General features: G+C 60.2%; 8 protein-coding genes. 6 read left to right on the top strand and 2 right to left on the bottom strand.

Going from position 1 to position 11,954, the window contains the following annotated elements; all coding sequences use genetic code 11:
* Positions 1-126: 126 nt before the first annotated feature.
* Positions 127-825, top strand: coding sequence for a response regulator transcription factor (locus tag U9R61_RS13215; protein WP_322489289.1), 699 nt, complete (start codon positions 127-129; stop codon positions 823-825).
* Between the two features lie 196 nt (positions 826-1,021).
* On the top strand, positions 1,022-2,314 hold the full coding sequence (locus U9R61_RS13210; RefSeq protein ID WP_322489288.1) for a sensor histidine kinase: 1,293 nt from the start codon (positions 1,022-1,024) through the stop codon (positions 2,312-2,314).
* A 3-nt stretch (positions 2,315-2,317) separates the two neighbouring features.
* On the opposite strand, the gene U9R61_RS13205 is transcribed toward U9R61_RS13210, so the two are convergent.
* Together U9R61_RS13205 and U9R61_RS13200 are read right to left on the bottom strand one after the other, a co-directional pair.
* Positions 2,318-3,076 (bottom strand): sulfite exporter TauE/SafE family protein, encoded by a 759-nt coding sequence (locus tag U9R61_RS13205; protein WP_322489287.1) that lies wholly within the window; start codon positions 3,074-3,076, stop codon positions 2,318-2,320.
* 51 nt (positions 3,077-3,127) lie between these two features.
* A complete protein-coding gene (locus U9R61_RS13200) occupies positions 3,128-3,808 on the bottom strand; it encodes a FadR/GntR family transcriptional regulator (protein ID WP_322489286.1) in 681 nt (226 codons plus the stop codon).
* Between the two features lie 158 nt (positions 3,809-3,966).
* On the opposite strand from U9R61_RS13200, the gene galT reads away from it, so the two are divergent.
* The 4 genes from galT (at position 3,967) to U9R61_RS13180 (ending at position 11,897) form a co-directional block, all read left to right on the top strand.
* Positions 3,967-4,956 (top strand): galactose-1-phosphate uridylyltransferase, encoded by a 990-nt coding sequence (gene galT / locus U9R61_RS13195; RefSeq protein WP_322489285.1) that lies wholly within the window; start codon positions 3,967-3,969, stop codon positions 4,954-4,956.
* 172 nt (positions 4,957-5,128) lie between these two features.
* Positions 5,129-6,142 carry an ATP-binding protein gene (locus U9R61_RS13190; RefSeq protein WP_322489284.1) on the top strand — a complete coding sequence of 338 codons (1,014 nt, stop codon included), beginning with the start codon at positions 5,129-5,131 and terminating at the stop codon, positions 6,140-6,142.
* A 143-nt stretch (positions 6,143-6,285) separates the two neighbouring features.
* Positions 6,286-8,385, top strand: a complete 2,100-nt coding sequence (locus U9R61_RS13185) for a CHAT domain-containing protein (RefSeq protein WP_322489283.1) — start codon at positions 6,286-6,288, stop codon at positions 8,383-8,385.
* Positions 8,385-11,897 (top strand): AAA family ATPase, encoded by a 3,513-nt coding sequence (locus tag U9R61_RS13180; protein WP_322489282.1) that lies wholly within the window; start codon positions 8,385-8,387, stop codon positions 11,895-11,897. The genes U9R61_RS13185 and U9R61_RS13180 overlap by 1 nt, the downstream gene beginning before the upstream one ends.
* Positions 11,898-11,954 lie beyond the last annotated feature (57 nt).

Here is an 11,954-nt window from a genome sequence, read left to right as displayed (position 1 = left end):
CAGCCTGGTAGAGCACCGCGTTTGGGACGCGGGGGTCGTGGGTTCAAATCCCTCCGCCCCGACCACATTCGCCACGTGGCAATGACCGCCGGCCCTTTCCCGGCGGTTTTCATGTGTGGAGCAGCTATGGCGACGGTTCTGATCGTCGAAGATGAAACGACACTGGCCGAGACCCTGCGGTATAACCTCGAACGCGAAGGTTATTCGGTGATTGTCGCGGCAGATGGGGTGCATGGTCTTGACCGTGCCCGCCGCGATCAGCCCGATTTGGTGGTGCTTGATATTATGCTCCCCCGGCTCGATGGCTTCTCAGTCTGCCGCATCCTCCGCCAAGAGAGCGATGTGCCGATTATGATGCTCACTGCCCGCCAAGATGAGGTCGATCGGATTGCCGGCCTCGAACTTGGCGCTGATGATTACATTAGCAAGCCGTTCAGCCTCGGCGAGTTTCTGGCTCGCGTGCGCGCTATTTTGCGCCGCAGCGAACGCCAGCCCCACTCGATTGTCCGTGAGGTGCTGGAGGCGGGTTCGATCCGAGTCGATACCAGCAGCCGGCGGGCCTGGTGCAACGGCCAAGAGCTCAACTTGCCCCAAAAAGAGTTTGACCTGCTCACCTGTCTGATGCGCAATCGCGGCATTGCCCTCACCCGCGATCTGCTCCTCGAACGAGTCTGGGGGCAAGATTTCATCGGCGACAGCCGCACCGTCGATGTCCATATTCGCTGGTTGCGCGAAAAGATTGAACCCGATCCCGGCAAGCCGACGTATATTCAGACCGTGCGCGGCGTCGGCTACCGGTTTGAGCCGCCTGCCGATCAGACGTGATTGGGGTTGCGTAGCTTTGGGGAATGCGGCAGCTTCGCCGCCGCATCCGCGCCAGTTAAGAGGGCTGAAGCCGTGGTGACCGCAGCTCTCTCGTCGGGATTGCTGCGCGCGCTTTGTCCCGTGTAATGCTATCTATGAGCGTGACCAAACCGGTTTCCCTAACCCGGCAGCGTACAGCCAACAGCACAGAATCTGCATGACCCTGCTTGAATTGACGCTAACGGTGGCTACAGTAGTGCTGGCGATGAGCTTGATCCTCAGCGTCCGCCGTTGGCGTCGGTTTGAGCGCAAGCTAGACACGAGCGCCGCTATGCCATCGCTCGCCTCGCCTGAGCCGCAACAGGATCACCTGATGGTTTCGTCTGACAATTCGTCGGCAATGCTGATTGACCCCATTCCCGTCTTACTCGTTCCCCAACGCCAGCCCCTGTTCCTCGCCCTCGCCCAAGCGGTCGATACCGGCGTGATTGTGGTTAACACCGAGCGCCAGATCGTCTTTCACAATGATGCGGCGACCCATCTGCTCGCCGGGCAGGCGAATGTCATCGGCAGCGGCTTAATTACGCTCTTGCGTGATCACCAAGCTGATCTGCTAGCGCACGATGTGATCGCCGACGGTGAATGGCGAGAATTGACGATTCGCCCGTTGGCGACCGGTCGCACACTGCATTTGCACTATGTGCCGTTGGTCGCCCAAGCCGGTCAGTCGGAGGGAGCGTTGATCGTTATTCGTGACTTGACTCAGATTAGCATGCTCGAACGGGCGCGACGCGATTTGGTGGCGAACGTCTCGCACGAGTTGCGCACTCCACTTGCCTCGCTTAAGTTGCTGGTGGAGACCTTGCAATCGGCGCCGCCGCCTGATATTGCCGGGAGAATGCTCGATCAGATGGCGCAAGAGATCGATGCGGTGACGCAACTGGTTGATGAATTGCACGAACTCTCGCAGCTTGAGTCGGGGCGGGTGTCGCTCAAGTTAGCGCCGCTGGCGGTCTGGCCAGTGATCGAGCGGGCCGTGGAACGCATCCGTCCGCAAGCCGATCGGAAGCAGCAGACCATCTGCGCCGAGCCGGCGCATGATCTGCTGCCGGCGCTGATGGATGGTGACCGGATTGGGCAGGTATTGCTCAATTTGTTGCACAATGCGGTCAAGTTTACTCGCGAAGGCGGCACGATCACCGTTGCGGCGCGTGTGCTGCAGATTACGGTAGACGATCCGCCCTCGCGTGAGGATCGTCCGCCGCACCCCGCCGGCACGTGGGTGCTGATTAGCGTCAGCGATACCGGCATTGGCATTCCGAGCCGCGAGTTGCGCCGGATCTTCGAGCGTTTCTACAAGGTTGACCGGGCGCGCACCCGCCATGCCGGCGGCACCGGCTTGGGCTTGGCGATTGCCAAACATCTGGTCGAAGGGCACGGTGGCCGGATTTGGGCCAGTAGCCAAGAAGGACAAGGTTCGACCTTCTGGTTTACGCTGCCGGCAGCGTGACGGTCACGCGCTACGGATAAAGAACCACACCGTCAACCCGATACTAATCACCACCACGGCTATCCGTACCCGGCTGGCATCGATCCGGCGGGCAATCGCCGCACCGCCATAGCCGCCGGCGATCGCGCCGATCGTCATGATCAGGGCCGGCAGCCACGCGATCAAGCCGGTGGCAACAAAGGTCGCCACCGCAATCCCGTTGACGAGCGCCGCCTGCAACGTCTTCAGCGCATTCATCCGGTGAATGTTGTCGTGACCGAGCAAGGCCAGCGCAGCCAGCGTGAGAATGCCCAATCCAGCGCCGAAAAAGCCGCCGTAAATAGCGATAGCAATATAGATCGCGATGACCAGCCAGCGCTGGCCGTCGCCCTCGCCGACCATCCGCTGGGCTAAGCGGGTGATCTGCGGGCTAAAGGTAAAGACCAGCGTGGCGAAGAGCAACAGGTACGGGATCAGCGCGGTAAAGTGCCGCTCGTCGGTGTAGAGCAGCAAGATTGCGCCGAGTAACCCGCCAAGCAGACTCAAGCCGCTAAAGAGCCAAATATCACGCTGCTGGCCGCGCAGTTCGCGCCGGTAGGCGCCGATGCTGGCCAGCGTGCCCGGCCACAGCGCCAGCGCATTGGTGGCATTAGCCACGATGGGCGGCACACCGGCCACCAAGAGGGCGGGGAATGAAAAAAAGCTGCCGCCGCCGGCAATCGCGTTCAGGGCGCCGGCCAGCAGCGCCGCGGTGAAGATGAATAGGAAATCAAAGAGTTCCACGTCACATTCCTTTCAATCATCAGATCATCAGATGTTATAGAGCGTAAAAAATCAGGCCTCACCGGCGCTATGGCGCAGCGTCGCTTCGTGCCGGGCCAGAATCTGGCGCGTCACCGCGACTGCTGCTGCTACATCTCCCGCTGCAATCGCTTCGACCAGATCAACATGCGAGCGATCATCAGCGGCTGGCGCGGCGACGTTCCACAAGACGCCGAGCGCGTCGCGAAGGGTGACGGCAAACATCCGGTAGAGATCGCTGAGCATTGGGTTGTGAGTAGCGCGGGCGATGGCGCAGTGCAACTCGATGTCAGCGGCAAGCGCCGCGGCGGTATCGCCATTGGCCAGCGCCGCCGAACGCGCCGCCAACCAGTGCCGGATCGCGGTCAGATCAGCTTCGCTGCGCCGTTCGGCGGCCAATGCTACCACCTCTAGCTCCAGTGCGCGCCGCACCTCATGCACTTCTTGCACCTTCGCCTGCCGCAGCCGCGCGGCTAACGGCTCAGCGACCGCCGTCGCGCGCACGTAGGTGCCGTCACCTTGCCGCACTTCGAGCAAACCTTCGTGGACTAGCGCCCGAATCGCCTCGCGCACCGTCGAGCGCCCGACGCCAAGCTGCGCCATCAGTTGCGGTTCGGGTGGCAACCGGCTGCCGACGGGGTACGTCTGCGTCTTCAGTTGCTGGCGCAGGTACTCGATGACCTGTTCGACTAACCGTTGCCGGGCAAGGGGCATAAGCGCCTCTCCCAAAAGATCATATCATCTGATGTATTAGTGTACGCTACTCGGTGTGTGTTTGTCAACTAGCATAACTTGCTCATCGGCCACATCGCGGCTACAATACAAAGCATAGCGCAACGCTGCGGCTGACCGTCCGCTGTGGAGCAAGCCTCATGTCCGAATTACGGCAGAATATTGCCACCCGTGAATGGGTGATCATTGCCAGTGAACGCGCGCGCCGTCCCAATGCGTTTACTGAAACCCGCCAGCAACCGCTCACTGCCGAACGTTCGCCCCACGATCCGCATTGCCCCTTTTGCGTTGGCAACGAAGAACTCGATCTCGAAGTTGAGCGTTATCCGGCAGTTGGGTCATGGCAGTTGCGGATTGTGCGCAACAAGTATCCGGCCTTGAACGATCATGGGCCGGTGGTACGCCATTTTGACGGGGTGCGGCGCACGATCAGCGGCTATGGCTACCACGAAGTGCTGGTCGAGCATCCGAACCACAACACAACTCTTGGCCTGATGACCCATGCCGAGGTGCGGGCGGTGTTGGCAGTCTACCTCAGTCGCGGAAAGGCCATGAGCACCGACCCGCGGATCGAGCAGATTGTCATCTTTAAGAATCACGGCGAACGGGCCGGCGCTTCGTTGCAGCATCCGCACAGCCAGATTATGGCGGTGCCGGTCGTACCAAGCGATATTCGCCACCGGATCGAAGAGGCGCGTCGGTTTTTTGATGATACCGGCCAGTGTGTGTTCTGCACGATGCTGGCCGATGAAGTGGCCCGCAATGAGCGGATTGTCTACGCGAATGATGCATTTGTCGCGTTTGTGCTCTACGCCGCTTCGTCGCCGTTTCACCTCTGGATTTTGCCGCGCAAGCATCGGGCGAGTTTTTTTCATCTCGAAGAGTCTGAGCTCGATGGCTTAGCCGATGTGGTGCGCGAGGTCTTTCACCGGCTCTACTACCGGCTCAACGACCCCGATTTTAATCTGGTGCTCCGCTCGACGCCGGCCAAAGAGCCGGAAAACGGTTATTTTCATTGGTATCTGGCGGTGGTGCCGCGCCTGTCGTATATGGCTGGGTTTGAGATGGGCAGCGGCATTTTTATTAATCCGAGCATTCCCGAAGCGTGCGCTGCATTTTTGCGCGAATAAGGAACACACGCTGATAATTTATGTGATTTCTAGTACATATTTGCAATTTGATGGCTTGACTACTATTGCTGCGCCAATGATTCAAAAATCCGTTATACTATCGTTTAACTACTTTAGAGACAAGAGGCTTAGGTACCGGCCTTGTTGCCAATGACAGAGGAGTTCTGCTATTATGACCGGCGCATTCCCCCTCAGCGACGAAACAGTCAAATCCCTTGCGCCGTGTGACTTGCCGTTATTGCGCCAAGATCCCTTTGTGCGCAGCGTGACCAGCGTGAGCATAACTGCTTTGCCAGATGATGTGCAGTCGGCGGTGCGGCGACTGTATGATACGCTGCTCGCAATTTTTAGCCGATTTGACCAGATGCGCCGGGTCGATCTCGGCAAGTTGCGCCAGTTTTTGCACGAGACTGGATGGCACGATTTGATGCAGGAATTGCGCGGCATCTCACTCAGCCGGCAAGATCCAGTGTTAGGGCAGGTGATCCACGATCTTCGCGGCGGGTCGTTGCAAGCGTTGGCGCTCCAACTCCAACTGCTCGAATTCGATCAGGCGCAGCCGGCTGATGTCGAACGGATCTATCTATTGGTACGCGATCACCTCAAGATTATGCGCAACTGCGTGCCCGATCTCGATCCGGTGCGCACGGCCCGCGATATTGAACTGCGCGCGCACGGCGTCGATCTGTTGTTGGAAAAGTGGCAGCAAGCTGATTATCGCTTACCCGATGGCACAGCCCAAGTCTTGGTTGATGCCCGTTATAACGGCGTGGTGGCCGACCGGTGCGTCGAGTTCTCGGCGCTTGATCGAGTGATCTACAATCTGATCAATAATGCCACCCGCCACAGCATCGATCATCGGGTGATGGTCGGCATTTACCCCCTGTTCGATTGCTCATCGCCAAGCCTGCGTTTTGTCATAGCAAACCGGATCGATCCGCTGCAACGCAGCGCGCTCGATCAGCGCTTCGGCCAGCAGTGGAGTGATCTGTTCCGCGGCGGCTTTACATTTAGCAGTGATGGCAGCAATGGCCATGGCTTTGGCTTGGCGATTTGCGCTGAGCTAGTGGCGAATGCGTACGGTCTGCCCAATGGCACCGCAGCGATTGCCGACAACTATGTCGGCGCTCTCCCCCACGGCGATCTGTTTGTGGCTTGGTTCCACTGGCCGGTCGAGGCTCCGTAAGCGCATCCTTTGCTGTGGTTAGGCCCAGACCATTGCGGCTGGGCCTAACTGTATTTGTCCTCCGTATTCCGGCTTGCAGGAGACCGCGGCGACTGCTATACTGAGTCATATGCTGTCGCGCCCTGCACGGAAATTTGCTTCTCATGGATGAGCGGCTGGACCTCGAATTGAGCCTGCGTGGTCTTGGCAATGCTGGCTACGCAGTGGCGCTATCGTTTGGCGATCCCGATAGCGATGTCGATGTGCGGATCGAGCGGGGGACCAGCGAGCATCCGATCCGGTTTGATCTTGAGCGATTGCGCGAAGTGGCCGCTGATCCGGCGGCTTACGGCGCAGCGCTCGGTGCGATGCTGTTCAGCGACGACGACATCCTTGCCCAGTTTACTGCTGCGCGCGCGATTGCTCGCCGCGGTCGCCGTCCGATCCCAATCCGTTTCCGGCTCTTTATTGCCCCAAGTGCTGCTGAGTTGCATGCGCTGCGTTGGGAGACGTTGCGCATGCCTGACGGAGAGCCGTTGCTGATGGGTGAAGAGGTCTTCTTTTCGCGCTATGTCACCAGCAACGATGTGCAGCCGATCCGCGCCCGCCCGCGCGGCGCTTTGCGCGCGCTGGTTGCGATCGCCAATCCTGCCGGGGTTGAGCGGTTCGGCTTGGCACCGGTTGATGTGGCCGGCGAACTGGCCCGCGCGCGGGCAGGGTTTGGCGAGTTCGATCTGGTTGAGCTTACTGAACCCGGTGCGGCGACAGTTGAACAGATCATTACCGCTTTGCGCGGGGCGGCTCGTGAAGGCCGCCCGTTTGATGTCCTCTATTTGGTGGCGCACGGCAGCTATGTAGAAGGCAATACCTACCTCTGGCTGGTCAAGCCGGATAACGCCTTTGAGCGGGTTGATGGCGCGTCGTTTTGCCAGCGCCTGCGCGAACTCAGCGAACGTCCGCGCTTGGTGATGTTGATCGCCTGCCAGAGCGCCGGCGGGATGACCACCGATAACGGTGCGCTGTCGGCGATCGGGCCGCGCTTGGCCGAAGCCGGCATTCCGGCGGTGATCGCGATGCAAGGCAATGTCTCAATGCGCTTGACCGAGCGGTTTGTGCCGTCCTTCTGCAAAGAACTGCTCCACGATGGCGTGATTGATGCGGCGATGGCGCTGGCCCGCGGCGCGGTGCGCGATTTGCCTGATCATTGGATGCCGGTGCTCTATTCGCGCCTTAAGAGTGGTCGTATCTGGTATGTGCCCGGTTTTGCCGATGAGCGCGATACCGCCGAGAAGATCGAGGCGATTGCCGGCTATATGAGCGATGGTCTTTGCACGCCGGTGATCGGCCCGCAAATGGCCGAGACTCGCCTCGGTTCCAGTCGCATGATTGCGCGGATGTGGGCCGAACGCTATCGCTACCCGATGGAGGATTACGAGCGTGAGCAGTTGGCGTATGTGGCCCAATTCCTCTCGATTAAACACGATTATCGTTTTCCGCGCCGGTCATTGATCGAGACGCTCCGCCAATCGTTGATCGATGAATACCGCGAGGTATTGCCTGATCTTGACCGGCTCGATCTGCTCGACCTCTACCGGACGATTGGCCGCTATGAGCGGGCGCGCGATCCGTTTGACCCGTACCGGACCTTGGCCGCGCAGCCGTTGCCGATCTATGTGACGGCAAACGCTTCGAATATGCTGAGTGAGGCGTTGCTTGAAGCGGGGAAGCAACCGGTTATTGAGGTATGCCGGTGGAACGAGGATCTTGATCGGCTGCCCTCGATCTTCGAGCGTGAACCGGATTATCGCCCGAGCGCCGAGCGGCCCTTGCTCTTCCATCTGTTCGGGAGGTTTGAACAACCAGAAACGTTGGTATTGACCGAGGACGACTATTTTGATTTTTTGATCAACATTGCCGCCGAACGCGAGCGTATTCCGGCGATTGTGCGTGATGCGCTGGCTGATAGCGCGTTGCTCTTCTTAGGCTTTGAGCTGGAGGATATCGGTTTTCGCACGCTGTTCCACAGTCTGATCAAACCTTTGCGCGGCGCTTCCCGGCGGCGGCGCTACGTGCAGATTGCCGGCCAACTGATGCCGCGTGAAGATCAGGTGTTGCAGCCGGATCGGGCGATTCGCTATTTGGAAGCCTATTTTCAAGATACAGCCGCCATTAGTATCTTTTGGGGCAGTCCGCGCGATTTCTGCGTGGCCCTTGCCGTTCAGCTTGCCGAGAGTGACCGGCCACGGCGCCGACGCGGTTTCTAATGGAAATGTTACGCCACAATCCCTATCTGGGGCCACGCGCCTTTACCCGCGAACACCGGTTGTATGGACGTGATCGCGAGTTGCGCGATCTGACCAGCTTGCTGGTGTCGGAGCGGATTGTGCTGCTCTATTCGCCATCGGGCGCCGGCAAGAGTTCGTTGGTACAGGCCGCTTTGATCCCGGCCCTCGAAGCGCGCCGGTTTCGGGTATTGCCGATTGTGCGGGTTGGCTTGGCGCTGCCTGCTGGTGTGTCGCCTGATGCCAATCGCTATTTGGCCGCCGCGGCGCTCTCGATCGGTGGCGACGAGGCGATCGAGCGGTCGTTGGCCGAGCTGATTGCGTCGCCGGAACAGACCGATCCTGATGATACGGTGCTCATCTTCGATCAGTTTGAAGAGTTGCTGACGGTCGATCCGCTGAATCGCGCGGCGAAAGAGCAGTTTTGCCGGACGGTGGGCGATCTGTTGCGTGCCAATCGCTTCCTGTGGGCATTGTTTGTGATTCGCGAAGATTATCTCGCGCCGCTCATGGAATATGCCCACTTCTTCCCCTCACGGTTCCGTAACACCTTCCGGCTCGATCTGCTTGGCCCGGAAGCGGCGCTGGCGGCGATCCGCCGTCCGGCGCTCGATGCCGGGGTTGAGTTTGATCTGGCGGCGGCTCGTAGTCTGGTGGACGATCTACGCCGCGCGCGGGTGCAACTGGTATCGGATCTGGTGGAGACGATGCTCGGCGCGACGGTCGAGCCGGTACAGTTGCAGGTGGTCTGTTACCGCTTGTGGCAGCGGCTGTTTCCTGATGGGGTGCCGGCGGGGGCAGCGATTACGTCCGCTGCCCTTCGTATGATCGGTTCGGTTGATGAGGCGCTGGCCGATTATTATGCCGATCGGGTGGCTGCTGCCGCCGCTGCTAGCGGGGTGCGCGAGCGGGTCATCCGCGATTGGTTTGATCAGCAGTTGATCACGGCAGGCGGGATTCGCAATCAGGTGTTGCGCGGCGAGGGCGTTACCGCTGGCTTGTCCAATGCGGCGTTGCCGCCGCTGATCAACGCCTATTTGATCCGTGCTGAACAGCGGCGCAATTTTACGTGGTATGAGCTGGCTCACGATCGTCTGATCGAACCGGTGCGACAGAATAATGCCGCATGGCGCGAGCGGCTGGCGCCGTTTCAACGCCAAGCGGCGCTGTGGGCAGTAACCGATCGTCCGGCTAGCTTGCTCTTGCAAGATGCCGATCTGGCTGGGGCGCAGGAGTGGGTCGCAGCGCATCCCGAACAGGTCGAGCAGATTGATGAAGAATTCCTCAAAGCCTGTCGCGAACGCCAAGCCGAGATCGATGCTGATCGCCGGCGCGAGCGGCTTATCCGGCGGCTGGGGGTGGTGTCGGCAGTGCTGGCGGTGGTGATGCTGATCGCCGCTACGGCTGCTTTTTTCGCCTACCGCGAGGCCGATCGCCTGTCGCGCTTGGCCCGCGCTCGCGAACTGGCTGCCGAAGCGGCAGTGAACCTCGCAGTCGATCCGCAACTGTCGCTGTTGCTGGCCCGGCAGGCGGTGTTGGTGCCTCGTGAGCGGAACGAGCCGGTTGATTTGGCGGCGGAAGCGATCCTTTACCGGGCGCTGGTGGTGTCGAGGGCGCGTGAGACGGTCGATCTCGGCGCATCGGTGACGGCATTAGCCGTGAGTGCTGATAATCGCTGGTGGGCAGCAGCGACGATCTCTGAGGCTGGTGCGGTTGAAGTAGTGTTAGTTGAGCGGGCCGATGGCCGGATGCAACGGCTGGCCGGTGCGTCTGATCTGGTGGCGGCGCTCGCGTTTAGCCCCGATAGCAGCAAGCTGGTTGCGGTAACGTGGGATGGAATGGTAATGGGGTGGGCAACGGCCAATCCCGATCAGACCACTCGTTGGTTGCATCCGGCAGCGACGGGCGGTCATGCGACGGTGCAACAGGACGCGACCTTAGGTGTGCGCCTGCTCGATGTGGTGTTTGGGCCTGATGGCAACAGTGTTTATACCGCTGGTTATGATGGTTGGTTGCGGCGGTGGGATGCGGCCAGCGGGCGGCAGGTGGTGATAGGTGGTGAAGAGGGCGTACCGCTGGTGAGTCTGACGATCGATCCCGCTGGCGCGCGCATTGCTGCGGCCACCCAAACCGGTGAGCTGTTCGTATGGCGGTTGCGTGACGGTGAGCAGCTTGCCCGCCAGCCGATTGGGACGCAGCCGATCAGTGCGCTGGCCTACACGCCGGTGGGCAGTTTGGTGTTGGTAGAGGGGACGCGCCTGCTTGAAACGAACGGCGACCAAGATGCCTTTGTACTTGCTACCTTCAGCGCCACGCTCAACGATCTCTGGCTCAGTCCTGATGGTGCGCTGGCGTTGCTTGCGTCAAACGACGGCAACGATTATCTCGTCAATTTGACCAATGGCAAGACGATCACGGTATTGCGCGGCCATACCGATCAAATCAGCCAGACCCATTGGCTAGCCAATGGGCGCGAGGCTGTAACCGCTTCGTTTGATGGCTCGGTACGGTTTTGGGCCGTGGGTGACATCCAGCAGTTTACGCCAGCGGTGCTAGCCGCTGATCCGCAACGTGGCTCGATGGCGGTGGGTGGCGAAAACGGCGTAATTGCGCTCTTCCGCGATGCTACCGGCCCGGCCCAGCAATTACGCCACCACAGCGATGCGATCGAGCTGCTAGCCTTCAGTCCGGATGGACGCTGGCTGGCAGCGGCGAGCGCCGATGGCGTAGCCAGTATCTGGGAGGTGGCGACCGGTAGGTTACAAGCCAGTATCCCGCACGAGGTACGGGTGCGTAACGTGGCCTTTAATGCCGATGGCAGCCTCTTGTTGACCAGCAGCCGTCTGCAAGCCTTCCTCTGGCGCTGGCCGGAATCGACGACGCGCCCGCTGGTGACGCTCGATCTGGGCCAGTTGATGAAAACCGACATCATCACCGGCGCGGCGATCCACCCAACCCAACCGTGGCTGGCAATTGTCACTCGCGATGGCAAGACCCTGATCTGGGATTACCGGGCGATGCAGGTGGTGGTTGAAGCGGCTGATGACCGCGCCAATGGCTACGCGCAGTTTAGCCCTGACGGCTCGCTCGTGGTGAGTGAATCGAATGAGGGCATATTGTTGTTGCGTGAGAGCGCCTCGCTCCGCTTGCGTAATTTGCCGGCGACCCATCGCGGCGGCATTGCTGGCTTTGCGTTTGACCCCAGTGGTACACTGATCGCAACGATTGGATTTGATCAAACGGCAAAGATCTGGCGGATTGCCGATGGCGTCGAGTTGACCCGGATGGGTGTCGATGGCGTGCCGGCGGCGATCGCATTCAGCAGCTCCAGCGAGGTGGTAATTGCCGGCGCAAATGGCAGTGTCGTGAGGTTGCCGATTGATGTGGCACGGGCGCTTGAACTGGCGTTGGCCCGCTCGCGCCGGCCAACCGCCGAAGAGTGCGATCGGTATCAATTGGCGCGGGAAGATGCCGCGCTCTGCGCGAACCCGTGATGTAGGGCGACGGTAGGGGGCTGTGCCTAAAGGAGAGTACGGTAGCGCTGCGGCACT

The organism is Chloroflexus sp. (genome assembly GCF_034431535.1).
Taxonomy (GTDB): Bacteria; Chloroflexota; Chloroflexia; order Chloroflexales; family Chloroflexaceae; genus Chloroflexus.
This window is presented reverse-complemented; position numbering and strand designations above follow the sequence as displayed.

Coding starts and splice junctions, on each gene's coding strand:
- galT (WP_322489285.1), top strand. CDS start 3,967: ATGTCCGAATTACGGCAGAATATTGCCACCCGTGAATGGGTGATCATT.
- U9R61_RS13215 (WP_322489289.1), top strand. CDS start 127: ATGGCGACGGTTCTGATCGTCGAAGATGAAACGACACTGGCCGAGACC.
- U9R61_RS13180 (WP_322489282.1), top strand. CDS start 8,385: ATGGAAATGTTACGCCACAATCCCTATCTGGGGCCACGCGCCTTTACC.
- U9R61_RS13200 (WP_322489286.1), bottom strand. CDS start 3,808: ATGCCCCTTGCCCGGCAACGGTTAGTCGAACAGGTCATCGAGTACCTG.
- U9R61_RS13210 (WP_322489288.1), top strand. CDS start 1,022: ATGACCCTGCTTGAATTGACGCTAACGGTGGCTACAGTAGTGCTGGCG.
- U9R61_RS13190 (WP_322489284.1), top strand. CDS start 5,129: ATGACCGGCGCATTCCCCCTCAGCGACGAAACAGTCAAATCCCTTGCG.
- U9R61_RS13185 (WP_322489283.1), top strand. CDS start 6,286: ATGGATGAGCGGCTGGACCTCGAATTGAGCCTGCGTGGTCTTGGCAAT.